Here is a 22,614-nt window from a genome sequence, read left to right as displayed (position 1 = left end):
GTCTTTAACCGAGGTGTCTGGGGTATTCAAGGCCTATCGGTGGGCAATTTTTCAGGTTTATATGCGATGACGCGCCGGATGCCGAGGTCTGCCTTGTCCCAGCCTGATCTGCCCTATGTCGTGACACGCCCCCGCCACTGGCTTTCGGGGGTGATCTTCGCGTCCCCGCATTCGGGCCATGACTATCCCAACTGGTTCCTGCAAGGCACCCGCCTGCCCATCCAGACCCTGCGATCGTCCGAGGACGCCTTCATCGATCGCCTGATCGCGCCCGCCACGGCCTTCGGCGCGGTCACGCTGGCCGCGCGCATCCCGCGCTGCATCGTGGACCTCAACCGCGGCGCGGACGAGATCGACCCCCTGGTCGTGCGCGGCGTGCCGCGCCACCCGCTGAACCAGCGCACCCTGGCCGGGCTGGGGGTGATTCCCCGCGTGGTCAGCCAGGGCCGGGTGATTCACGACCGCCAGATCGACCGGGCCGAGGCCGACCGCCGGATCGACGCCTGCTGGCGCCCCTATCACGCGGCGCTGTCCGGGCTGATCGCGCAGGCCCGCGCCCGATTCGGGCAGGCAATCCTGATCGACATGCACTCCATGCCCCATGATGCGCTGTCGCATCTGCAGGGGACGCGGCCCGACATGGTGCTGGGCAACCGTCACGGCCTGTCGGCGGCGGCGCGCATCTCGGACGCGGTCAGCGCCGCGGTCGAGGCCGAGGGCTGGACCCTGCGCCGCAATGCTCCCTTCTCGGGGGCCTACATCTGCTCGGCCTATGGCCGCCCCGCCCAGAACGTCCATGTCGTGCAGCTGGAGATCGACCGCTCGCTCTACATGGACGAGGCGACGATCACCCCCCGCCCCGACTTCGACGACTTCGCGGCGCGAATCGCCCGGGTGATCGGCCGCCTGTCCGGCCTGGGCCAGGATCAGTCGGGCGGGCGCGTCGCCGCGGAATGACCGCCGCGGCCTTCAACGGTGCCAAGCTGCTGCTGACCCATGGCGACCGGCTGCTGACCTGCCTGCGCGACGATCGCCCCGACATTCCCTTTCCGGCGCATTGGGACCTGCCCGGCGGCGGCCGCGAAGGACAGGAGACGCCCGTCCAATGCGCCCTGCGCGAGCTGGACGAGGAGTTCGGGCTGCACCTGTCCCCGCAGGCGCTGACCGGTCGGGCGTTTCCGTCGCATTCCGCGACCGGACTGATGTCCTGGCTGTTTGCGGGGCAGATCAGCGCGGCCCAGATCGCCGCGATCCGGTTCGGGGACGAAGGTCAGGGGTGGTGCATGATGCCGGTGGCCGACTATCTGGCCCATCCGCGCGCGATCCCGCATTTCTGCCGCTGGATCACCGCGATGCGGCGATGACGGCGCGGGTCAGCGGGCGCAGGCTGTCGCCCTTGACTGCCCAACTGGTCGCAAAGGCGAAGGTGGCCGCCGTCTCCAGCCAGAAGACCGGGCGCAGGCGCGCCAGCGTATCGTCCAGGCCCGTCGCGAACAAAAGCCCGATCAGGCCGATGCTGACGATGATCGTCCAGCCGCAGATGCGATAGATGCGGTTCGACGCGGCCTTTTCCGGGCCGTCCACGGTACCCCTGACGAACAGCACCAGGCAGAACACCGCCAGCGCGGCAAAGAACAGTCCCGCCGCGACGACATGGATCAGCGCCGACAGGCTCGGACCCGCGATGCATTCCAGCGCGGTGCAGGGCCCGTCCGGCCCGTCGGTGGGCACCAGGGCCACCAGCGCGATGGAGACCGCCGCCAGCCGCGCCATGGCCTTGTCGGTGATCCATTCGCCCGCATCGGGGCGGAACCCCTCATAGCTCCACAGGAACACGGCCTGCGCGATCAGCGTGCCGACGAAGACCTCGCGCATCGGCGAATAGTAATAGGCCGAGATGCTGGTCCGCAGTGGCTCGGGCCACAGCACCGCATAGGCGATCAGCGCCAGCGGCAGAAAGAACCCCAGGGCGCCGATGGCGCGGCGCACCGCCAGAAAGGACAGGACCAGCTCGTTGCGGACCTTCTGCACGCCGCCGTCATCGTCCATCGCCACCCCCGCGTTTCGCGCCATGCTGGGACGCGGGGGCGCCGGGCGTCAAGCCAGTTCGGCCAGGATCGCCTGCGCCGCCGCGCGCGGATCGGCGGCCTGCCAGACCGGGCGGCCCACCACAATGTGGTCGACCCCGGCGGCGATGGCCGATGCGGGCGTCTCGACCCGTTTCTGGTCGCCCAAGGCGCTGCCCGCGGGGCGCACGCCCGGCGTCACGATCAGGCGCGATCCCGGCAGGGCGCGGATGTCGGCCGCCTCGCGCGGGGAGCAGATGATGCCGTCGGCCCCCGCCTCGAAGGCGCGGGCGGCGCGTTCCACGGTGATGTCGTGCAGATCGCCCGCCTGCATCAGCCCCGCGTCCAGGTCGGCCCGGTCCAGCGAGGTCAGGATGGTCACGCCCAGGATCTTCAGGTTCGACCCCGCAGCCCCCTGCTTGGCCGCCGCCACCACATGCGGGTCGCCATGCACGGTCAGGAAGTCCAGGTCGAACTGCGCCAGCCCCCGCACAGCGGCCTCGACGGTCGCGCCGATGTCGAACAGTTTCATGTCCAGGAAGATGCGCTTGCCGTGCTCCTGCTTCAGCTCGTTGGCCAGGGCCAGGCCGCCGCCGGTCAGCATGCCCAGCCCGATCTTGTAGAAGCCCACGGCGTCGCCCAGGCGTCCCGCCAGGTCCAGCCCCGCCACGGCATTCGGCACGTCCAGCGCCACGATCAGCCGGTCATCCATCACGCATCCCCTTCTTTGTTCCGCGGGCCTTATGACATGCTTGAAACCACCCCGCGACCCCCCCAAATCTGATCCATCAGACCCGGACCGGGGCGTGCCGCAACAGGGCGCCACCAGCACGGGGGCTTTGCAAAAGGAGTACTGCCGATGAACATGGAAAAGTTCACGGAACGGTCGCGCGGCTTCCTGCAATCCGCCCAGACCATCGCGATCCGCGAGAATCAGCAGCGCGTGATGCCCGAGCATCTGCTGAAGGCGCTGATGGATGACGACCAGGGACTGGCCTCGAACCTGATCACCCGTGCGGGCGGCGACGCCAAGCGCGTGCGCGAGGCGGTGGATGCCGCCGTGGCGAAACAGCCCAAGGTCAGCGGGTCGGGCAGCGGTCAGGTCTATGTCGACCCCACCCTGGTCCGCGTGCTGGACGAGGCGGAGTCGGTGGCCAAGAAGGCCGGCGACAGCTTCGTGCCCGCCGAACGGGTGCTGATGGCGCTGGCCATGGTCAACACGAACGCCCGCGATGCGCTGGCTGCGGGTTCGGTTAACGCGCAAGCACTGAACGCCGCGATCAACGACATCCGCAAGGGACGCACCGCCGACACGGCATCCGCCGAGGACAGCTATGAGGCGTTGGAGAAGTATGCCCGCGACCTGACGGCGGCCGCGCGCGACGGCAAGATCGACCCGATCATCGGCCGCGACGAGGAGATCCGCCGCGCCATGCAGGTCCTGTCGCGGCGCACCAAGAACAACCCCGTCCTGATCGGCGAACCCGGCGTCGGCAAGACCGCCATCGCCGAGGGCCTCGCGTTGCGCATCATCGACGGCGACGTGCCGGAATCCCTGCGCAACAAGCGGCTGATGGCGCTGGACATGGGCGCGCTGATCGCGGGCGCGAAGTATCGCGGCGATTTCGAGGAGCGGCTGAAGTCGATCCTGAAGGAGATCGAGACCGCCGCCGGCGAGATCATCCTGTTCATCGACGAGCTGCACACGCTGGTCGGCGCGGGCAAGGGCGACGGCGCGATGGATGCCGCCAACCTGATCAAGCCGGCCCTGGCGCGGGGCGAGCTGCATTGCGTCGGCGCCACCACGCTGGACGAATATCGCAAGTATATCGAGAAGGACGCGGCCCTGGCCCGGCGCTTCCAGCCCGTGCTGGTCGAGGAGCCGACGGTCGAGGACACGATCAGCATCCTGCGCGGCATCAAGGAGAAGTACGAGCTGCACCACGGCGTGCGGATCAGCGACGCGGCCCTGGTCGCGGCGGCGACGCTGTCGCATCGCTACATCACCGACCGTTTCCTGCCCGACAAGGCCATCGACCTGATGGACGAGGCAGCCTCGCGCCTGCGCATGGAGGTCGACAGCAAGCCCGAGGAGCTGGACCAGCTGGATCGCCAGATCCTGCAGCTGCAGATCGAGGCCGAGGCGCTGAAGAAGGAGGACGACGCGGCATCGAAGGACCGTCTGGAGCGACTGGAGAAGGACCTGTCCGGCCTGCAGGAGCGCAGCGCCGAGATGACCGCCCGCTGGCAGGCGGAACGCGACAAGCTGCAGGGGTCGCGCGACCTCAAGGAGCAGCTGGACCGCGCCCGCGCCGACCTGGATCAGGCCAAGCGTGAGGGGAACCTGGCCCGCGCCGGAGAGCTGTCCTATGGCATCATCCCCGGACTGGAGAAGCAATTGGCCGAAGCCGAGCAGGGCGACGGTCTGATGGTCGAGGAGGCCGTCCGCCCCGAACAGATCGCCGAGGTCGTGGAACGCTGGACCGGCATCCCCACCGCCAAGATGCTGGAGGGCGAGCGCGACAAGCTGTTGAAGATGGAGGAGCAGATCGGCAAGCGCGTGATCGGCCAGCAGGAGGCCGTCACCGCGGTCAGCAATGCCGTCCGCCGCGCCCGCGCGGGCCTGAACGACGAGAACCGGCCGCTTGGCAGCTTCCTGTTCCTGGGGCCCACCGGCGTCGGCAAGACGGAACTGACCAAGGCGCTGGCCGAATACATGTTCGACGATGACAGCGCGATGGTCCGCATCGACATGTCCGAGTTCATGGAAAAGCATTCCGTGGCCCGGCTGATCGGCGCGCCTCCGGGCTATGTGGGTTACGACGAGGGCGGCGTGCTGACCGAGGCCGTGCGGCGGCGTCCCTATCAGGTGATCCTGTTCGACGAGGTCGAAAAGGCGCATCCGGACGTCTTCAACGTGCTGCTCCAGGTGCTGGATGACGGGGTGCTGACGGACGGCCAGGGCCGGACGGTGGACTTCAAGCAGACGCTGATCATCCTGACCTCGAACCTGGGCTCTCAGGCGCTGTCGCATCTGCCCGAGGAGGCGGATGCGTCGGACGCCCGCCATCAGGTGATGGAGGCGGTGCGCGGCCATTTCCGCCCCGAATTCCTGAACCGCCTGGACGAGATCATCATCTTCCGCAGGCTCTCGCGGACGAACATGGACGGGATCGTCAAGGTACAGATGGCGCGGCTGGAAAAGCGCTTGGCGGGTCGCAAGATCACGCTGGACATGGACGACGCGGCGCGGATGTGGCTGGCCGATCAGGGTTACGACCCGGTCTTCGGCGCGCGTCCGCTGAAGCGTGTGATCCAGCGCGCCCTGCAGGACCCGCTGGCGGAACTGCTCTTGTCCGGAGAGGTCATGGACGGGGCGACCGTCCATGTCAGCGCCGGGCCGGACGGCCTGCTGGTCGGCAACCGTGTGGGCCAGGCGGGACCGCGGCTTGGCGCGATCGGCGAAGGCCCGCGCCCGAAGGTCCACTGAAAAGACGGCCCCCGGAGCGATCCGGGGGCCGTTTCCGTCAGGGCATCTCGGCCAGGAAGGCCTTGACCAGCGCCGCCGAATTGTCGGAGGCCAGCGACATGAAGACGCCCATCTCGTTCTCGCCCTCGCCGCCGCCGGCCAGGTCCGACAGCGAGCGGAAGGCGATGAAGGGCACCTGGTTCGCCCAGGCCACCTGCGCCACGGCGGCCGATTCCATATCCACGACCTGCGCCTCGAAGGTCGTGGACAGCCAGTCGCGCACCCCGGCATTGTCCATGAAGGACGACCCCGACACGCCGTTTCCGCCGACCCGAATCTGCGGCGCGGTGGTCAGGCAGTCGTTCTGGGCATTGCAGTCGGCCAGATCGGTCGTCTCGGCCACGCGGGCGGCGACCTCCAGAAGGGCCGGGTCGGCGGGAAACCAGAACCGCGTCTCGGGCTCGCCCCGGTCCGAGGCCACGGTCGTTTCGCGCGTGTAGATCATGTCATAGTTCGGAAAGGGCGATTCCAGGAATCCCGGCAGGGCGAAGCCCTCCTCGGTCCGGCGCGCCATGACCGTCTCCAGCCACTGGCCCCACTGGTCCGCCACGACCACGTCGCCGATGTTCAGCGCCGGATCGACCCCGCCCGCGATGCCCGAGAACACGATCGCCTCGATGTCGAACTGCTCCAGCGCCATCTGGGTGGTCATGGCCGCGTTCACCATCGACACGCCCGACAGGAACAGCACGACCTCCTGCCCCGACAGGGTGCCGGTGATGAACTCGGTGCCGTTGATGGCCTGGGTTTCCGCGCCCTCGAGGTCAGCCTGCAGGCTGATCCATTCTGGCTCGAAGGCCGACATGACGGCGATGCGGGGCGTGTCGTCGACACCATGCGCGGCCAGGGGGGCGGCAGACAGCATCAGGGCTAGGGCGGGACGGATCATGGGGCGGGCCTTTCACGATATGCAATTCCGCCCCGGCTTACGCTGCAGCACCCGCGATGGCCAGTGCCGCCGCCCTGTCGCCGCGTCACGGCTTGCCCGCTGCCCAAGGCGCGGGCATCGTGACGCAAATCCAAGGGAGATCATCCATGCTGCCACCGATCCTGCAGGGCCTGCGCATTCCGGTCGTTGCCTCGCCCATGTTCATCGTCTCGGGGCCCGATCTGGTCATCGCGCAGTGCAAGGCGGGCATCGTCGGCAGCTTTCCGGCGCTGAACGCCCGCGAAAAGGACGGCGAGCCCTCCATGCTGGACGCCTGGCTGACCCGGATCGAGGAGGAGCTGGACCGTCACAACCAAGCGAATCCCGACCACCCCGCTGCCCCCTTCGCGGTCAACCAGATCGTGCATCGCAGCAACGCGCGGCTGGAGCGTGACATTGAGATCTGTCACCGCCACAAGGTGCCGATCTGGATCACCTCGCTTGGCGCGCGGGTCGAGGTGAACCAGGCCGCCCATGACTGCGGCGGGATCGCGCTGCATGACGTGATCAACAACATGTTCGCGAAGAAGGCCATCGAGAAGGGCGCCGACGGGCTGATTGCGGTGGCGGCGGGTGCGGGAGGCCATGCCGGGCCGCAATCGCCCTTCGCGCTGATCCAGGAGATCCGCGCGTGGTTCGACGGGCCGCTGCTGCTGTCGGGCTCGATCGCCACCGGGCGGGCGGTGCTGGCGGCGCAGGTGATGGGGGCGGATCTGGCCTATATCGGCAGCCCCTTCATCGCGACCGAGGAGGCGAATGCCCAGCCCGACTACAAGCAGATGATCGTGGACAGCACGGCGGAGGACATCGTGACCTCGTCCCTGTTCACGGGCGTCTCGGGCAACTACCTGGCGCCGTCGATCCGCAAGGCGGGGCTGGACCCGGACAATCTGGCGGGGGCCGATGCCAGCGCGATGAATTTCAGCGACGGATCGTCGAAGCCCAAGGCCTGGTCCACCATCTGGGGCGCGGGCCAGGGGATCGGCGCGGTGCGGGCGGTGGAACCGGCGGGCGCGCGCATCGACCGGCTGGCTGCGGAATATCAAGCCGCGAAAGAGGCCGTTTCGCGCCTGTGACCTTTGCGGATGGGCGGGACGCTTCCCATATAGGGGATCGAACCGTCCCATCCGTGGAGGACCAGATGGCCTATGAGAAAACCCCCGACGCGATCGCCCGGCTGACCCCGGAGCAGTATCGCGTCACCCAGGAGAACGGCACCGAGCGGGCCTTCACCGGCGAATACGACCACCATTTCGATGCGGGCATCTATGTCGATGTCGTCTCGGGAGAGCCGCTGTTCGTCAGCAGCACGAAATACAATTCCGGCTGCGGCTGGCCCGCCTTCACCAAGCCCATCGAGGGCAACGTGACCGAGCATCGCGACACCACCCACGGCATGGTCCGGGTCGAGGTGCGGTCCAAGCACGGCGACAGCCATCTGGGCCACGTCTTCCCGGACGGTCCGCGCGATCAGGGCGGGCTGCGCTATTGCATCAATTCGGCGTCGCTGCGCTTTGTCCCCAAGGACCGGATGGAGGCCGAGGGTTACGGCGACTATCTGGCCCAGGTCGAGGAGGCGCATCATGGTTGAACGTGCGGTTCTGGCCGGTGGCTGCTTCTGGGGCATGCAGGACCTGATCCGGCGCATGCCGGGCGTGATCGCGACGCGCGTCGGTTATTCCGGCGGCGACGTGCCCAATGCGACCTATCGCAACCACGGCACCCATGCCGAGGCGATCGAGATCATGTTCGACCCCGACCTGATCAGTTATCGCCGGCTGCTGGAGTTCTTCTTCCAGATCCACGACCCGTCCACGCCGAACCGGCAGGGCAACGACATCGGGCCGGGCTATCGTTCCGCGATCTATTACGCGGACGAGGCACAGAAGCAGGTGGCGCTGGACACGATCGCGGATGTGGACGCATCCGGCATCTGGCCGGGACGCGTCGTGACCGAGGTCGAGCCGGTGGGCGATTTCTGGGAGGCCGAGCCCGAGCACCAGGATTATCTGGAGCGGTTCCCCAACGGCTATACCTGCCATTTCCCGCGCCCCGATTGGGTCCTGCCCAAACGCGACGCGGCCGAGTGAGGCACGGGCGCCCCGGAACGCGGTTCCGGGGCGTTCTCTTGCGTCCCGCGACGGCCGGGGGGCTGCCGCCCCCCGGACCCCCCGCACGGACGGTTCCGGTCAAAACGGTTCAGGCCCGATTGGTTCCGGGACGGACGTTTCAGGAGCGGGGCGGCCTGACCCGGAACACCGCGCAGTAAAGCGCGGGCACGAAGACCAGCGTGACCAGCGTGCCGGCGATGATGCCGCCCATCATCGCATAGGCCATCGGCCCCCAGAACACCTGCCGCGAGATCGGGATCAGCGCCAGCGACGCCGCAGCCGCGGTCAGCAGAATGGGGCGGGCGCGGCTGTCAGAGGCCTCGAACACGGCGTCCCACTGGCTGCGGCCCTTGTGCAGCAGCTCCTGGATCTCGTGGACCAAGATGACCGAGTTACGGATCAGGATGCCGATCAGCGCCAGGATCCCCAGGATCGCCACGAAACCCATCGGCACGCCAAAGGGCACCAGCACCGCCACCACGCCGATCAGGCCAAGGGGGGCTGCGGCGATCACCACCAGCGACATCCGAAAGCTTTGCATCTGCGCCATGACCAGGACGGCCATGATCAGCAGCATCACCGGCACCACCGCGGCGATCGGCGCCTGGCTGTCGGCCGAGGTCTCGACGCTGCCGCCGACCTCGATGCGGACATCGGGGGGCAGGGTTTCCTGGTATTCGGCCACCTGAGCAGCCAGCGCCGTGACCAGGGTCGCGGGCTGGTCGGCGGTGCCGATGGCGGCCTTGACCGTGACGGTGGGCAGGCCGTTTCTCTGCATGATCAAAGGCTGTTCGGATCCGTATTCCAGCGTCACCAGCGCGGCCAGCGGCACGACCCGCCCGTCCGCCAGGTTCAGCTGCATGTTGCGGATCGAGGCCAGAGACTGGCGGTCGTCGGCCACGCCGCGGGCGACCACGTCGATCAGGAAGATGTCGTCGCGCAGCTGCGTCACGCTGGTGCCGCTGAATAGGGCCGACAGGGCCTGGGCGATGTCCTGGCTGGTCACGCTGAGCCGGCGGGCCTGGTCCTGGTCCACGACCAGGCGGACCATGCGCGCGGGCTCGTTCCAGTCCAGCGCGATGTCGCGCAGGCGCGGCTCGGAGGCGATCAGCGTGGCAAGACCCTGGGCCGCATCGCGGGCGGCGTCGGTATCGGGGCTGGTCACGCGGTACTGGACGGGCTTGCCCACGGGCGGGCCGATTTCCAGGTTCTTGACATAGATGTCGACGCCCGGAAATTCGGCGGCCGCCAGCGCGCTCAGCCGCGCCTTGACGCGGTCGCGCGCGGCCAGGTCGGGGGTCTGGATCACGATCTGGCCCATATGCGGCCCTGCCGTTGGCACGTCCATCGACAGCACGAAGCGCGGCGCCCCCTGCCCCACATAGGAGGTCCAGAACAGCACGTCGTCATCATCCGCCAGGCTCGCCTCCAGCCGGTCCATGTCGGCGCGGGTCCGCGCGATCGAGGCGTTCTGGCGTTCCGTGATGTCGACCAGCACCTCGGTCCGGTCGGAGGTGGGGAAGAACTGCTGTTCCACGAAGCGCATCCCCCAGACCGATGTCGCAAAGATCGCCAGCGTCACCGCGATGGTCAGCCACTTGAACCGCATCGCCGCCCGCAGCAGGCGGTGGAAGGCGCGCCGCAACCGGCCCGGCCCCTTGTGGCCATGCCCCATGTCGGCGCGCAGGAACGTGACCCCCAGCAGCGGCGCGAACAGCACCGCCACGATCCAGGACACGATCAGCGACACCGCGATCACCACGAACAGCGAGAACGTGAACTCTCCCGCGGCAGAGCTGTTCAGACCGATGGGGATGAAGCCCGCGACCGTCACCAGCGTGCCGGTCAGCATCGGAAAGGCGATCGAGGTCCAGGCATAGCTGGCCGCATCGGTCAGCGATTCCCCGATCTCCAGCCTTGAGATCATCGTCTCGATGGCGATCATCGCATCGTCGACCAGCAGGCCTAGGGCGATGATCAGCGCGCCCAGAGAGATCCGCTGCAGCGTGATGCCGTAAAGGTCCAGGATCACGAAGGTGATCGCCAGGCACAGCGGGATGGTCAGCGTCACCACCAGCCCCGCGCGCAGGCCCAGGCTGATGAAGCTGACGACCAGGACGATGGCCACGGCCTCGGCCAGGGCCTTGACGAAATGGCCCACGGCGTCTTCGACCACATGCGGCTGGTCGGCGAACTTCGCCATCTCGATGCCGATGGGCAGGTCGGCGGCGATGCGGTCCATCAGCGCCTCCAGTTCGGCGCCGAACTCCAGGATGTTGCCGCCCTGGCGCATGCCGATCTGCAGCCCGATCGCGGGCTGGCCGTTGTGGCGGAACAGCGATGTCGGCGGGTCCTGATAGCCGCGTGTGACGGTAGCCACGTCGCCCAGATTGAAGAACCGCTCTCCGACGCGCAGGTTCACGGCCTCGATCGATTCCGCCCCGTCGAACTGGCCGCCGACGCGCACCAGGATGCGTTCGGGCCCGGCCTGGATCACGCCGGACGGCGCAATGGCATTCTGTTGGGCCAGGGTCTGGATCACCTGCGCCTGGTTCAGGCCCAGGGCCGCCAGTCGCGCGGCGGAGAACTCCAGGAACACCTGTTCGTCCTGCACGCCCAGCAGCTCGGTCTTGCCGGCGGCGTCCAGGGCCGCGACCTGGCGACGGATCGCCTCGACCCGGTCGCGCAGCTCGCGCGGCGTGAACCCATCGGCGGTGAAGGCATAGATGTTGCCGAACACGTCGCCGAAATTGTCGTTGAACTGAAAGCCCGCGAATTCCTGGGGGAATTCGGGGCGGATGTCGCCCATCATCTGGCGGACCCGCTTCCACACCTCGGGGACGGCGGGGCCGCGGATGGTGGGGTCCAGCTCAACATAGACGACCGCCTGGCCGGGCGTCGTGACCGACCGGGTAAAGTCCAGCTCGTCCAGCTCCTCCAGCTTGGTCTCGATGCGGGTGGTGACCTGCTTCAGCGTCTCGTCGATGGTGGCGCCGGGAAGGGCCGCGCCGATGATCATCGTCTTGATCGTGAAGTCCGGGTCCTCCTCGCGGCCCAGGTTCAGATAGCTGATGGTGCCCGCGATCATCGACACGATCAGCAGGAACCACACGAAACTGCGATGTTTCAGTGCCCAGTCGGACAGGTTGAAGCGGGTCTTGGGGGTGCTCACGGCTCCAGCCTCCGGCCGACGGGCTGGCCGGGGGCCAGGGATTTCACGCCGCGGATCACGACCTCGTCGCCCGCGTCAAGGCCGTGGGTGATGGAGACGCGCCCGCGAAAGGGGGCCGCCGCCTGCACGGGGACCTGTTCGACCTGCGCCCCCGCATCGTCGCGGATCACCCGCCAGACGAAGGGCATGCCGTCGGTCGCGACCAACGCCTCGGCCGGCAGCGACAAAGACGGCGCATCGACCGTTCCGAACCGCGCCCGCACCAGCGCGCCAAGGCGGAACGGCGCGCCGGGCGGCAGCGTCAGGTACAGCCGCCGCGTCCGGGTGGCACTGTCGGCGATGGGGTCGACCCGGTCCAGCGTGGCCGCGATCTCGACCTGGGGGTCGCTGCGATGCCAGACGGTAAAGTCGGCGCCCGGCGCAAGCCCGACCAGCGCCTGTTCGGGCAGGTCGATCACCACCTCGGGGGTGTCCTGGGCCGACAGCTGGATCACAGGCGCGCCCGCATCCACGACTGCGCCCGGCGCCTCATAGACGGCGCTGACCACACCGGCGAAAGGCGCGGTCATCTTGGCGAACCCTTCGGCATCCTCGGCCTGCAGCAGCTGCGAGCGGGCCTGCTCGACCGCGGCGGCGGCGGCGCTGGCCTCCTGCTGGGCCTGTTCCAGCTGGGCGTTCGACGCGACGTTGCGCGCCGCCAGCGCCTGCGTGCGTTCCAGCGTCGCGCGCGCGGTGCGGTCCTGCACGTCCGCGGCATCGACCGCGGCGCGCGCGGCGCGGGTTGTCGCGGCCAGATCGTCCGTGGACAGCTGCGCCAGCAGATCGCCGGCCGCCACCTGATCGCCCAGATCGACGGGCCGCGCGATCATCCGGCCCAGGGTCTGAAAGCCCAGCTGGACCTGGGTGCGCGCCTCGACCACGCCGGGGATCCAGCGCGCGTCCAGGCCGCGATCGTCCACGATCACGCTGACCACCGGGCGCGGCGGGGCCGCGGGCTCCTCGGCCTGACCGCCAAGGCCCAGCCAGTCGGGCAGCGACAGTGCCGCGGCCGGCCCGCAGGCCAGCGCAAGCACGCCGGCCAGGATCAGCGCCCTCATTGCACGCCCTCCGCGACCGGCTGGACCCGGCGGCCGGGATACAGCAGCTGCGCCCCGTCGCCCACGACCCGCTGTCCGTCGGACAGGCCCTCGGACACGAAGATCGTGCTGTCCGCAAAATGGTTGATGACCACCTTGGTCAGCGCCACGCGCCCGTCATCGTCGACCACCCAGACGGCCGGATCGTCGCCCGACCGCATCAGGGCGGTCCAAGGCACGACCACGCCCTTTTCCATCGCCATGCTCAGATGCCCGCGCACCGACGCGCCCAGAAGGACGATCCCGGCATTGGGCGTCAGCAGCCGCGCGCGCACGGTCACCGTGCCGGTCTGCGGATCGACCAGGGGCGCGATCTCGGTCACGGTGCCGACCATGTCGGGACGGTCGACGTCCAGCGTCTCCATCCGCACGTCGCGGCCCAGGATGTCGTGCAGCAGCGGGTCGTCGGGCGCGTGAAAGACGGCCTCCAGCCCCGACAGCGCGGCCAGCGTCAGCACCGGCTGCGCGGCGGCGACCACCTGGCCGGGGGCCACCGACTTGTCGGTCACGACGGCATCCTCGGGCGCCCGCAACACCGCATCGTCGACGGCGCGCCGCGCCTGTTCGACCGCGGTTTCCGCGCGCTCCAGCGCCCCCTGGGTCTGGGACAGCGCCTGTTCGGCCTGATCGGCCGCCGCCCGCGTGCCGACCCCCCGCGCCAGCAGCGCATCGGCGCGATCGCGGGCCTGACGGGCTTGGTCGCTGCCCGCGCGCGCGGCGGCCAAGCCCGCCAGCGCGACGTTCAGCGCCTGATCCTGCTGGACCGCGTTCAGCCGGGCCAGGGGCTGGCCCGCGACGACGCGGTCGCCCTCGGCCACCAGCACCTCGGTCACGCGGCCGCCCTGACGAAAGCCCAGCTCCAGCGTGTCGACGGCCTCGATCTCTCCGGACAGCTGCATGTCCAGGTCCAGAGGCTGGGTGCGGGCGGTCACGATGCGCACGCGGATATCGTCGGGGGCGGCCTGGGCCGCCGCAAGCGCGGGAATCATCATGGCAAGGGCAAGGGGCAGCAGCTTGAACATCGGAACCGATCCACGACATCTGTGGCTCAATCTGTCGACGGTTTTGGCCGCCTTGGAAAGCCCCCTTACCCTAGGTCACCGCAGCCTTGCGACGGAATTCCGCACTGTCCCAGCTGCCGTCGCGCAGGATTCGCGCCAAGGTCGCGACCGCCTGCGACACGTCGTCCAGATCGTTGTAAAGCGGCGCGAACCCAAAGCGCAGCACGTCGGGCGCGCGAAAGTCGCCGACCACCCCCGCCGCGATCAGCGCCTGCATCACCGCATAGCCCTGCGGATGGCGGAACCCGACCTGCGATCCGCGCCGCGCCGGGTCGCGCGGGCTGTTCAGGACCAGGTCTGGGCATTGTGCCTCGACCCCCGCAATGAACGCCTCGGTCAGTTCGATCGATCGCGCCCGCAGCGCGGCCATGTCGACCGTGTCCCAGATGTCCAGCGACGCCTCCAACGCGCTCAGCGCGATGACGGGGGGCGTGCCCACGCGCATCCGCTCGATCCCCGGCGCGGGGCGGTATTCCTGGTCGAAGGCAAAGGGCGCGGCATGGCCCATCCAGCCCTGCAGGATCGGCTCGGCCTGTTCGGCGTGGCGCGGATGGGTCCAGATGAAGGCCGGCGCCCCCGGACCGCCGTTCAGGTATTTATAGGTGCAGCCCACCGCGAAATCGGCATCCGACCCCAGCAGGTCCACGTCCACGGCCCCCGCCGAATGGGCCAGATCCCAGATGGCCAGCGCGCCGGCGTCATGCGCGCGGGCAGTCAGGGTGGACATGTCGTGGCGGCGGCCGGTGCGGTAATCGACCTCGGTCAGCATCAGCACGGCCAGGTCGGGACCGATGGCCGCCTCGACCTCTTCGGGGGACACGACGCGCAGGGTCGCGCCCAGGGCGCGGGCGATCCCCTCGGCCACGTACAGGTCCGACGGAAAGTTGCCGCTGTCCGACAGGATCACCCGGCGGTCGGGCCGCAGGGCCAGGGCCGCGCTCAACGCCTGGAACACCTTGATGGACAGCGTGTCGCCCATGACCACCTGGCCATCCCCCGCGCCGATCAGCCGGGCAATGCGGTCGCCGACCTTGCGCGGCTGGACATACCAGCCCGCCTTGTTCCAGCCGGTGATCAGCATCTGGGACCATTCGTCGGCCATCATGGTCGCGACCCGGTCGGCGGCGGCGCGGGGCATCGGCCCGAGCGAATTACCGTCCAGATAGGTCATGCCGTCCGGCAGGTGGAACGCGGCGCGGGTCTTGGTGAAATCGGTCATCATGGGCTCCCTCTTGACGCGACGATAGCGCCGCGATTGGTTGCCCGAAAGAGGGGGAACCATGCTGTATCAGATCACCGACTGGGACGACGCCTATGCCAATGGCGCGCATATCCCGCATGCCGACACCTATGTCCCCCGCTGGACCGAGGCGGCGGCGGCCTTCCGCGCCGCCCATCCGCCGCAGGATCTGGGCCGGGGGCATCTGTTCCTGCCGGAGGGAGACCCGCGCGGGCTGATGGTGTTCATCCATGGCGGCTACTGGATGCGGTTCGACCCGACGCTGTGGTCGCATCTGGCGGGCGGTGCACTGGCGGCGGGATGGGCCTGCGCCATGCCGGGCTATCCCTTGGCGCCGGACGCGCGCATCGCCGACATGACCTGCATCGTTGCGGAGCAGATCGCAGAGGCGGCGGGTCGCATCGTAGGGCCCATCGCGCTGACCGGTCATTCGGCGGGCGGGCATCTGGCGGCGCGGATGATCTGTCCGGGGGTGCTGTCCGAGACGGTTGCCGCGCGGGTCACCGCCTGCGTGCCCATCTCTCCGCTGACCGACCTGCGCCCGCTGATGCGCACGGCGATGAACGACACCCTGCGCCTGGACGCGGCCGAGGCCGCATTGGAAAGCCCCGCCCTGCTGGAACCCCGCACGGGCATCCCGGTCACGACTTGGGTTGGGGGGGCCGAAAGACCCGAATTCATCCGCCATGCTCGGCTGCTGGCGAATGCCTGGGCGGGGCTGGGCGCGGCGACCGAATGCGTCATCGACCCCGGCCGCCACCATTTCGACGTGATCGAGGGACTGGCGGACCCCGCCAGCCCCCTGATGCGTCGCCTGCTGGGTTACAGCGGCTGACGATAGTCGAACGTGTCCGGGTCCGGCCCGGTGCGATGGCCGCGGTCCAGCGCGTCGATGGCCGACATCTCCTCGGGCGTCAGGGTAAAGTCCAGCACGTCGAAATTCTCGGCCAGGCGTTCGGGCTTTTCCGATTTCGGAATGACCGACAGCCCATGCTGGATGTGCCAGCGCAGGATCACCTGCGCCACCGTCCGCCCCGTGCGCGCCGCCGCATCGCGGATCGCGGGGGCGTCGAAGCTGTCGCCACGGCCCAGGGGGGTCCAGCTTTGCGTGACGATGCCAAGCTGCTTGTTCACCGCCCGCATGCGCTCCTGCGTCAGCGACGGGTGCAGCTCGATCTGGTTCAGCGCGGGCGCAACGCCCGTCTCGTCGATCAGGCGACGCAGATGCGGCTCGTGGAAGTTTGCGACGCCGATGGACCGTACGCGCCCTTCGTCGCGCAGGCGGATCAGCGCCTTCCAGCTGTCGACATAGGCGTCCATCGCCGGCAACGGCCAGTGGATCAGGTACAGGTCCAGATAATCCAGCCCCGACCGCTCCATCGTCGCGTCAAAGGCCCGCAGCGCGGCGTCATGCCCCTGCGCATCGTTCCACAGCTTGGACGTGACGAAGATTTGGTCGCGGGCCACGTCGCTGTCGCGGATGCCCCGGCCCATCCCGGCCTCGTTCTTGTAGGCAGCGGCACCGTCGATCAGCCGGTATCCGACGCGCAGCGCCTCGGCCACGACCTCGGGGGTCTTCGCATCCTCGATCTGCCAGATGCCGGTGCCCAGCTGGGGCATGGTCCGGCCGTCGTTCAGGGTCATCATGGGTTGGGTCATTGGGGCTTCCTTTCAGATGTCGCGTTCCAACGCCCCGGACCCGCCGCGGGGTTCATGCGACAAAATCACCGGTCCGTGCGGCGGTCACGGCCTGCAGCCGGTCGGGCGCGATGGCAAAGACGTGGCGCGGTGTGCCCGCCGCAGCCCAGACCTGCGCGAATTCGGCCAGGCGCGGGTCCAGAAAGGCCCTGACCGGCGACAGATGCCCCACCGGCGCGACGCCGCCGATGGCGAACCCCATGCGCGCCCGCACCAGCGCCGCATCGGCCCGGCTCAACGGCTCTCCGGCCAGCGTCGCGGCCTTGTCGGGATCGACCCTGTTGCCGCCCGCGGTCAGGAACAGCAGCACCGCTCCGCTGTCCTGGCCATGAAAGATGATCGACTTGGCGATCTGGTCCAGCGCGCAGCCGACCGCGTCCGCGGCCTCGGTGGCGGTGCGGGTGCTGCCCGGCATCTCGCGGATGTCGACAGCGACGCCGGCCGCGTCCAGGGCCGCGCGGACCCGCTCCAGACTGTCGCTCATGGCATGCCCCCCTGCTGCTGCGCGGACCCTAGCGGGCGGGACCGGGCGGCGGAACCCCTCGGTTCGGGCACGGTTATAGGTTGTGCAGCATTCACTGCCGCGAAAGGCCTTTCATGGACCAACCGGTCATCCCCTTCGATCTTGCCCGGATGTTCCTGGGCGAGCATCCACCCCTGTTCTATGCCGAGATCCTGGTCCGCACCGTGCTGGTCTATGTCTATGCGCTGCTGATGATCCGCTGGATCGGCGGGCGCGGCGTGGCGCAGCTGTCGATGGTCGAGTTCCTGCTGGTCATCGCTCTGGGGTCCGCTGTGGGCGACGCGATGTTCTATCCCGACGTGCCGCTGCTGGCGGCGATGGCGGTCATCACCGTGGTCGTCGGGCTGAACAAAGTCTTGGACCGGCTGATCGTGCGGTTCGACGGGGCCAAGCGCATCATCGACGGCCGCCCCGTGGCGCTGGTCCTGGACGGGCGCATCCTGCCCGAGGCGGCATCGCAGCGCGACCTGGGCCTGGCCGAAATCAAGGCGATGCTGCGCCTGGCCGGCGTCGGCAACCTTGGAGAGCTGCGCGCCGCCTATCTGGAGGCGGGCGGCGGACTGTCCGTCTTTCGCCGGTCGCAGGTGCAGCCCGGCCTGTCGCTGCTGCCGCCCGAACATCTGGTGAACGGCCCGCCCCCGCCCGCAAAGGCGCTTGCGATGGACGGGCAGACATGTTGTGCCATGTGCGGCGCGTCCGCGGGCGCGCAGATCATCGCCACCCGTGCGCCCTGCCCCGAATGCGGCAACCGCATGTGGCAGGCCCCCGAATGGCCCGAAGGGGCCGAAAGCGCCCAGGGCGGCGCCAAACCGATGGAGTAAGCCATGAAGGTCTTCACGCTGGTCATCGAGCTGGGCAGGCGGAAGGGCGACGGTCTGCCCAAGGGCGCCACCGGGGCGGGGCTGGTCTGCTATGCCCCCGCAAACGACGAACCCGAGGCCGTGCGAGAGACCGTGGCGATCCTGAAGCAGGCCGACATGGCCCCCCTGGACGTCACCGGCTACGGCACGCTGGACGAGCGTCTGGCCGACGGCCACGAGATCGACGAGGCGGAACGCGCGCTGATGGATCGGGCGCTGGCCGAAAACTCTGTCATCATCGCGCAGATGACGCCTTGGTTCGGGACCGCGCCGGACCCGGAATCGCTGCTGCACTAAGCGCGCCCGCGCCCTACCCAAGCGGGAGTGGTTCGTCTAGACTGCACGCAGAAGACCAAATCCGGGCCATCAAGATCCGGGCCAAGAAACCTCGGCAGTCCAAAACAGGCGATCCATAATGAGCTTTTCCCGCATTCTTCTGTCCACCACCCTGATCGGCGCGCTGGCCGCCTGTGCATCGCCGATGTCGCGCATGCCCGCCGCAGGCGGCCCCCGCGCGCCCGCCGACGTGACCGTGACCCCGATCCCGCCCGCCAATCCCGGCGACGAGGCCGGCCTGCAGCGGTTCGTCCAGCAGTTCCGCGCCCGCGCCCTGTCGTCGGGCGTGTCGGGCCCGACCTATGACCGCGCCATGGCGCTGGCCCGCTACAACCCCGAGGTGATCCGCCTGGACCGCCGCCAGGCCGAATTCTCGCGCCCCGTCTGGCTGTACCTGGACAGCGCCGTGTCGGACGTGCGCATCACCACCGGCCGCCAGAAGCTGGCGCAGCTGTCGCCCGTCCTGGCCCGGATCGAGGCGCAGTACGGCGTCCCGCGCGAGATCGTGCTGGCGGTCTGGGGGATGGAATCGAACTTCGGCGCCAACCGCGGCCGGATGCAGATCATCCCATCGCTGGCGACGCTGGCCTATGACGGCCGCCGCGGAGAGATGTTCCAGAACCAGCTGATCGCCGCCCTGCAGATCCTTCAGGCGGGCGACACCGACCCCCAGCACATGCTGGGCAGCTGGGCGGGCGCGATGGGGCATACCCAGTTCATGCCGACCTCCTATCTGGAATACGCGGTCGACTTCAACGGCGACGGCCGCCGCGACATCTGGTCCGAGGACCCGACCGATTCGCTGGCTTCGACCGCGGCCTATCTGGCGCGCAGCGGCTGGCAGCGCGGTGCGACCTGGGGCGCCGAGGTCCGCCTGCCCGCCAACTTTAACATGGGCCTGATCGGCAAGGGCACCCGTCGGTCGGCCGGCGACTGGTCGGCACAGGGCGTGCGCACAATGTCGGGCGGCGGGCTGCCGGCGGGCAACGGCTCGATCATCATGCCGGCGGGGGCGCGGGGGCCCGCGTTCTTCATCACCGACAACTTCCGGTCGATCCTGCGCTACAACAACTCGGACAACTACGCCCTGGGCGTGTCCTACCTGGCGGAACGCATCGCGGGCCGTCCGGGCATCCAGGGCGCTTGGCCGCGCCAGGACCGCACCCTGTCCACCGCCGAACGCCAGGAGATCCAGCAGCGCCTGGCACAGCGCGGCTTTTATCAGGGAGAGATCGACGGCCTGTTCGGATCGGCGACGATGGAGTCGGTCTCGGCCTTCCAGCGGTCCATCGGCGTGACGCCGGACGGCTATCCGACCTCGATCCTGCTGGACCAGCTGCGCCGGTGAGCGACGCCTGCGGCCTCGCCCCGGCGGGGCCGTTCTCGGATGCGGAGCGCGCGGCGGTCTATCGCGCGATCCGCGAACGCCGCGACGTGCGCGGCCAGTTCCGCCCCGACCCGGTCGATCCCGACACGTTGCGCCGCCTGCTGCAGGCGGCGCATGACGCGCCGTCCGTCGGGCTGTCGCAGCCGTGGAACTTCGTCCTGATCCGCGACGCGGCGCTGCGCGGACGCATCCATGACGCCTTCGCATCGGCCAATGCCGAGGCCGCCGACCGCTTTCCCGACCGCAAGGCGCTCTATTCATCGCTGAAGCTGGAGGGCATCCTGCAGGCGCCGGTCAACCTGTGCATCACCTGCGACCGGACGCGGGGCGGCGCGCATGTGCTGGGCCGCACCCATGACCCGGCGACCGACCTCTATTCCACCGCCTGCGCGGTGCAGAACCTGTGGCTGGCCGCGCGGGCCGAAGGCATCGGGGTGGGCTGGGTCAGCATCTTCCAGCCCGACGACCTTCGCGGTCTGCTGCACCTGCCCGACCATGTGGTGCCGGTGGCCTATCTGTGCATCGGCCATGTCACCGAACTCTACCGCCAGCCCGAACTGCAAAGCCGGGGCTGGGCGGCGCGCCTGCCGCTGGATGACCTGATCCTGGAGGATCGCTGGCCCGCGCCCTAGGCCAGATGGGGGCGAAACGCGCCCAGCACCTCGGCATAGACGGCGCGCTTGAAGGGCACGATGCTGTCCAGCACGTCCTCGGCCCGCATCCACCGCCATTGGTCGAACTCGGGATGGGCGGTATCGATGCGGATGTCGGTGTCCTGGCCCAGGAACCGCAGCGCCAGCCATTTCTGGCACTGCCCGCCATAACGGCCCTTCCAGATCCGGCCGACCATCTCGGGCGGCAGGTCGTAGAAGACCCAGTCGGGCGTCTCGTCCAGCACCTCGACCAGCGACGGGTCGATGCCCGTCTCCTCGGTCAGTTCGCGCAGCGCGGCCTCGCGCGGGGTCTCCCCCTCGTCGATGCCGCCCTGGGGCATCTGCCACGCAGGCGGCTGGTCGGGGCTGCGATCGATCCGGCGCCCGGCAAAGACCAGGCCCCGGTCGTCGATCAGCACCACGCCGGCGCAGGGCCGGTACGGCAGGCCGCCCGGCCCCATGCGTCCGTCCATCGGATCAACCCTGGTCCGGGGCGGCCTCGGCCCCCTCGCCCGCACCTTCACCGGTGACCGCGGGCGTCTCCGCGGCAGGCACCTGGTCGGCGCGGAAGTTCACCGCGGCCAGACCCTTCAGCACGTCGACCGCATAGGCCAGCTGATAGTCCTCCTCGCGCAACGCGGCGGTGGCCTCGACCTCGGCGGCCTCCTCCTCCATCTGCTTGCGCATCTCGTCGCTGACATCGTTGCCCAGGGCACCGCGCAGGTCGGCCTCGGACCGGCTGAAGTCGCTGTTGCTGCGGGCTTCCTCCTCCTCGACCTCGGGGGCCGGGGCGGGCTGGGCGACCAGGATGTCGGGCTGCACGCCCAGGGCCTGGATCGACCGGCCCGACGGGGTGAAGTACCGCGCCGTGGTCAGGCGGATGGCGCTGTCGGCGGTCACCGGCATGACCGTCTGGACCGAACCCTTGCCAAAGGACTTCTCGCCCACGACGATGGCGCGGCGGTGGTCCTGCAAGGCGCCCGCGACGATTTCCGACGCGCTGGCCGAACCGCCGTTGATCAGCACGACCATCGGCTTGCCCTCGGCCAGATCGCCCGCCTCGGCGTTCCAGCGTTCGCTTTCGTCCGGGTTGCGGCCGCGGGTGCTGACGATCTCTCCGGCGTCCAGAAAGGCGTCGCTGACGCTGATCGCTTGGTTCAGCAGGCCGCCGGGGTTGTTGCGTAGGTCCAGCACGAAACCGGTGACCCGGTCGATGCCGCCGGCTTCCTCGACCGCCTTCTTCAGTTCCGCCTGCAGCGTGTCATAGGTCTCGTCGTTGAAGGTGGACACCCGCAGCACGACCGCATGGCCCTCGACGCGGCTGCGCACCACGGTCAGCTTGATCGTGTCGCGCGACATGGTCAGGTCGAACGGCTCGCTCTCGCCCTCGCGCAGGACCGTGATGGTGATCTCGGACCCGATCGGGCCGCGCATCATCTCGACCGCGTCGTCCAAAGGCAGGCCCAGCAGCGATTCGCCGTTCACATGGGTGATGAAGTCGCCCGGCTGGATGCCCGCATTCGCGGCGGGCGTGTCGTCGATGGGGGCCACGACCTTGACCAGACCCTCCTCCTGGCTGACCTCGATCCCCAGGCCGCCAAAGCTGCCGCGGGTCTGGGTCTGCATGTCGGAATAATCGTCGGCCGACAGGAAGCTGGAATGCGGGTCAAGCGAGGTCAGCATGCCGTTGATGGCCGCCTCGATCAGCTCCTTGTCCTCGGGTGCCTCGACATAGTCGGTGCGGATGCGCTCGAAGATGTTCCCGAACAGCTCCAGCTGCTGATAGACCGAGGCATTCCCCTCGGCCGTCTCCTGCGCCAGCAGCGGACCGGCGATCTGGGTGGTGGCCAGGGCTCCGGCCAGAACGCCCCCCAGGCCTGCGATCAGATAATGTCTCATGGCGGTCTTTCCTGC

At 69.0% G+C, this 22,614-nt stretch carries 22 protein-coding genes; 11 read left to right on the top strand and 11 right to left on the bottom strand.

The window, feature by feature from the left end:
• Positions 1-93: 93 nt before the first annotated feature.
• The gene (locus PRL19_RS05840) at positions 94-957 is read left to right on the top strand and encodes an N-formylglutamate amidohydrolase (RefSeq protein ID WP_273744196.1); all 864 of its coding nucleotides are present in this window, start codon (positions 94-96) and stop codon (positions 955-957) included.
• Positions 954-1,364 carry an NUDIX hydrolase gene (locus PRL19_RS05835; RefSeq protein WP_273744195.1) on the top strand — a complete coding sequence of 137 codons (411 nt, stop codon included), beginning with the start codon at positions 954-956 and terminating at the stop codon, positions 1,362-1,364. Before PRL19_RS05840 ends, PRL19_RS05835 begins: the two co-directional genes overlap by 4 nt.
• On the opposite strand, the gene PRL19_RS05830 is transcribed toward PRL19_RS05835, so the two are convergent.
• Positions 1,345-2,049: a DUF998 domain-containing protein gene (locus PRL19_RS05830; protein ID WP_273744194.1), complete on the bottom strand. Its 705-nt coding sequence runs from the start codon at positions 2,047-2,049 to the stop codon at positions 1,345-1,347. The two genes, PRL19_RS05835 and PRL19_RS05830, sit on opposite strands and share 20 nt — an antisense overlap.
• 48 nt (positions 2,050-2,097) lie before the next feature.
• Positions 2,098-2,778 carry an orotidine-5'-phosphate decarboxylase gene (pyrF, locus tag PRL19_RS05825; protein ID WP_045982831.1) on the bottom strand — a complete coding sequence of 227 codons (681 nt, stop codon included), beginning with the start codon at positions 2,776-2,778 and terminating at the stop codon, positions 2,098-2,100.
• Positions 2,779-2,925: 147 nt separating this feature from the next.
• Here pyrF and clpB point away from each other — a divergent pair, with 147 nt between their 5' ends.
• The gene (gene clpB, locus PRL19_RS05820) at positions 2,926-5,556 is read left to right on the top strand and encodes an ATP-dependent chaperone ClpB (RefSeq protein ID WP_273744193.1); all 2,631 of its coding nucleotides are present in this window, start codon (positions 2,926-2,928) and stop codon (positions 5,554-5,556) included.
• 37 nt (positions 5,557-5,593) lie between these two features.
• On the opposite strand, the gene PRL19_RS05815 is transcribed toward clpB, so the two are convergent.
• Complete coding sequence (locus PRL19_RS05815; protein ID WP_273744192.1) at positions 5,594-6,484, bottom strand: 5'-methylthioadenosine/S-adenosylhomocysteine nucleosidase; 891 nt, start codon at positions 6,482-6,484, stop codon at positions 5,594-5,596.
• Positions 6,485-6,630: 146 nt separating this feature from the next.
• Between PRL19_RS05815 and PRL19_RS05810 the strand changes: the two genes are divergently transcribed.
• The 3 genes from PRL19_RS05810 (at position 6,631) to msrA (ending at position 8,613) form a co-directional block, all read left to right on the top strand.
• Positions 6,631-7,599 carry an NAD(P)H-dependent flavin oxidoreductase gene (locus tag PRL19_RS05810; protein WP_273744191.1) on the top strand — a complete coding sequence of 323 codons (969 nt, stop codon included), beginning with the start codon at positions 6,631-6,633 and terminating at the stop codon, positions 7,597-7,599.
• 65 nt (positions 7,600-7,664) lie between these two features.
• Positions 7,665-8,114 (top strand): peptide-methionine (R)-S-oxide reductase MsrB, encoded by a 450-nt coding sequence (gene msrB, locus PRL19_RS05805; protein ID WP_273744190.1) that lies wholly within the window; start codon positions 7,665-7,667, stop codon positions 8,112-8,114.
• Positions 8,107-8,613, top strand: a complete 507-nt coding sequence (msrA, locus tag PRL19_RS05800; protein WP_046000698.1) for a peptide-methionine (S)-S-oxide reductase MsrA — start codon at positions 8,107-8,109, stop codon at positions 8,611-8,613. Before msrB ends, msrA begins: the two co-directional genes overlap by 8 nt.
• Before the next feature lie 139 nt (positions 8,614-8,752).
• Here msrA and PRL19_RS05795 read toward each other — a convergent pair whose 3' ends face one another.
• From PRL19_RS05795 to kynU, 4 genes are all read right to left on the bottom strand, one after another.
• On the bottom strand, positions 8,753-11,806 hold the full coding sequence (locus PRL19_RS05795) for an efflux RND transporter permease subunit (RefSeq protein WP_045982825.1): 3,054 nt from the start codon (positions 11,804-11,806) through the stop codon (positions 8,753-8,755).
• Complete coding sequence (locus PRL19_RS05790) at positions 11,803-12,903, bottom strand: efflux RND transporter periplasmic adaptor subunit (protein WP_273744189.1); 1,101 nt, start codon at positions 12,901-12,903, stop codon at positions 11,803-11,805. The genes PRL19_RS05795 and PRL19_RS05790 overlap by 4 nt, the downstream gene beginning before the upstream one ends.
• Positions 12,900-13,964 (bottom strand): efflux RND transporter periplasmic adaptor subunit, encoded by a 1,065-nt coding sequence (locus PRL19_RS05785; protein ID WP_148911184.1) that lies wholly within the window; start codon positions 13,962-13,964, stop codon positions 12,900-12,902. The genes PRL19_RS05790 and PRL19_RS05785 overlap by 4 nt, the downstream gene beginning before the upstream one ends.
• 70 nt (positions 13,965-14,034) lie before the next feature.
• Complete coding sequence (gene kynU, locus PRL19_RS05780) at positions 14,035-15,222, bottom strand: kynureninase (protein ID WP_273744465.1); 1,188 nt, start codon at positions 15,220-15,222, stop codon at positions 14,035-14,037.
• Between the two features lie 61 nt (positions 15,223-15,283).
• On the opposite strand from kynU, the gene PRL19_RS05775 reads away from it, so the two are divergent.
• The gene (locus PRL19_RS05775) at positions 15,284-16,078 is read left to right on the top strand and encodes an alpha/beta hydrolase (RefSeq protein ID WP_273744188.1); all 795 of its coding nucleotides are present in this window, start codon (positions 15,284-15,286) and stop codon (positions 16,076-16,078) included.
• Here PRL19_RS05775 and PRL19_RS05770 read toward each other — a convergent pair.
• Positions 16,066-16,902, bottom strand: a complete 837-nt coding sequence (locus PRL19_RS05770; RefSeq protein WP_194886109.1) for an aldo/keto reductase — start codon at positions 16,900-16,902, stop codon at positions 16,066-16,068. The genes PRL19_RS05775 and PRL19_RS05770 overlap by 13 nt on opposite strands.
• Positions 16,903-16,954: 52 nt before the next feature.
• On the bottom strand, positions 16,955-17,425 hold the full coding sequence (locus tag PRL19_RS05765) for a YbaK/EbsC family protein (protein WP_273744187.1): 471 nt from the start codon (positions 17,423-17,425) through the stop codon (positions 16,955-16,957).
• A 113-nt stretch (positions 17,426-17,538) separates the two neighbouring features.
• Here PRL19_RS05765 and PRL19_RS05760 point away from each other — a divergent pair, with 113 nt between their 5' ends.
• The 4 genes from PRL19_RS05760 (at position 17,539) to bluB (ending at position 20,679) form a co-directional block, all read left to right on the top strand.
• A complete protein-coding gene (locus PRL19_RS05760; protein WP_045982819.1) occupies positions 17,539-18,285 on the top strand; it encodes a DUF421 domain-containing protein in 747 nt (248 codons plus the stop codon).
• 3 nt (positions 18,286-18,288) lie between these two features.
• Positions 18,289-18,621: a hypothetical protein gene (locus tag PRL19_RS05755; RefSeq protein ID WP_273744186.1), complete on the top strand. Its 333-nt coding sequence runs from the start codon at positions 18,289-18,291 to the stop codon at positions 18,619-18,621.
• Positions 18,622-18,739: 118 nt separating this feature from the next.
• Positions 18,740-20,008, top strand: coding sequence for a lytic murein transglycosylase (locus PRL19_RS05750; protein WP_045982817.1), 1,269 nt, complete (start codon positions 18,740-18,742; stop codon positions 20,006-20,008).
• Entirely contained in the window at positions 20,005-20,679 is a 675-nt protein-coding gene (bluB, locus tag PRL19_RS05745) for a 5,6-dimethylbenzimidazole synthase (RefSeq protein ID WP_273744185.1), read from the top strand. The genes PRL19_RS05750 and bluB overlap by 4 nt, the downstream gene beginning before the upstream one ends.
• On the opposite strand, the gene PRL19_RS05740 is transcribed toward bluB, so the two are convergent.
• A complete protein-coding gene (locus tag PRL19_RS05740; RefSeq protein ID WP_273744184.1) occupies positions 20,676-21,173 on the bottom strand; it encodes an RNA pyrophosphohydrolase in 498 nt (165 codons plus the stop codon). The genes bluB and PRL19_RS05740 overlap by 4 nt on opposite strands.
• Positions 21,174-21,177: 4 nt before the next feature.
• Entirely contained in the window at positions 21,178-22,599 is a 1,422-nt protein-coding gene (locus tag PRL19_RS05735) for a S41 family peptidase (RefSeq protein WP_127897689.1), read from the bottom strand.
• Between the last annotated feature and the right edge of the window lie 15 nt (positions 22,600-22,614).

This window comes from Paracoccus marcusii (assembly GCF_028621715.1).
Taxonomy (GTDB): Bacteria; Pseudomonadota; Alphaproteobacteria; order Rhodobacterales; family Rhodobacteraceae; genus Paracoccus; species Paracoccus marcusii.
Note: the sequence above shows the minus strand (reverse complement) of the source record. Positions and strands in the feature narration are given on the sequence as shown.

What these genes read in the sequence shown, in the direction of transcription:
- PRL19_RS05835 (WP_273744195.1), top strand. Translation starts at nt 954, where the DNA reads ATGACCGCCGCGGCCTTCAACGGTGCCAAGCTGCTGCTGACCCATGGC.
- PRL19_RS05830 (WP_273744194.1), bottom strand. Translation starts at nt 2,049, where the DNA reads ATGGACGATGACGGCGGCGTGCAGAAGGTCCGCAACGAGCTGGTCCTG.
- pyrF (WP_045982831.1), bottom strand. Translation starts at nt 2,778, where the DNA reads ATGGATGACCGGCTGATCGTGGCGCTGGACGTGCCGAATGCCGTGGCG.
- clpB (WP_273744193.1), top strand. Translation starts at nt 2,926, where the DNA reads ATGAACATGGAAAAGTTCACGGAACGGTCGCGCGGCTTCCTGCAATCC.
- PRL19_RS05815 (WP_273744192.1), bottom strand. Translation starts at nt 6,484, where the DNA reads ATGATCCGTCCCGCCCTAGCCCTGATGCTGTCTGCCGCCCCCCTGGCC.
- PRL19_RS05810 (WP_273744191.1), top strand. Translation starts at nt 6,631, where the DNA reads ATGCTGCCACCGATCCTGCAGGGCCTGCGCATTCCGGTCGTTGCCTCG.
- msrB (WP_273744190.1), top strand. Translation starts at nt 7,665, where the DNA reads ATGGCCTATGAGAAAACCCCCGACGCGATCGCCCGGCTGACCCCGGAG.
- msrA (WP_046000698.1), top strand. Translation starts at nt 8,107, where the DNA reads ATGGTTGAACGTGCGGTTCTGGCCGGTGGCTGCTTCTGGGGCATGCAG.
- PRL19_RS05790 (WP_273744189.1), bottom strand. Translation starts at nt 12,903, where the DNA reads ATGAGGGCGCTGATCCTGGCCGGCGTGCTTGCGCTGGCCTGCGGGCCG.
- PRL19_RS05785 (WP_148911184.1), bottom strand. Translation starts at nt 13,964, where the DNA reads ATGTTCAAGCTGCTGCCCCTTGCCCTTGCCATGATGATTCCCGCGCTT.
- kynU (WP_273744465.1), bottom strand. Translation starts at nt 15,222, where the DNA reads ATGACCGATTTCACCAAGACCCGCGCCGCGTTCCACCTGCCGGACGGC.
- PRL19_RS05775 (WP_273744188.1), top strand. Translation starts at nt 15,284, where the DNA reads ATGCTGTATCAGATCACCGACTGGGACGACGCCTATGCCAATGGCGCG.
- PRL19_RS05770 (WP_194886109.1), bottom strand. Translation starts at nt 16,902, where the DNA reads ATGACCCAACCCATGATGACCCTGAACGACGGCCGGACCATGCCCCAG.
- PRL19_RS05765 (WP_273744187.1), bottom strand. Translation starts at nt 17,425, where the DNA reads ATGAGCGACAGTCTGGAGCGGGTCCGCGCGGCCCTGGACGCGGCCGGC.
- PRL19_RS05760 (WP_045982819.1), top strand. Translation starts at nt 17,539, where the DNA reads ATGGACCAACCGGTCATCCCCTTCGATCTTGCCCGGATGTTCCTGGGC.
- PRL19_RS05755 (WP_273744186.1), top strand. Translation starts at nt 18,289, where the DNA reads ATGAAGGTCTTCACGCTGGTCATCGAGCTGGGCAGGCGGAAGGGCGAC.
- PRL19_RS05750 (WP_045982817.1), top strand. Translation starts at nt 18,740, where the DNA reads ATGAGCTTTTCCCGCATTCTTCTGTCCACCACCCTGATCGGCGCGCTG.
- PRL19_RS05740 (WP_273744184.1), bottom strand. Translation starts at nt 21,173, where the DNA reads ATGGACGGACGCATGGGGCCGGGCGGCCTGCCGTACCGGCCCTGCGCC.
- PRL19_RS05735 (WP_127897689.1), bottom strand. Translation starts at nt 22,599, where the DNA reads ATGAGACATTATCTGATCGCAGGCCTGGGGGGCGTTCTGGCCGGAGCC.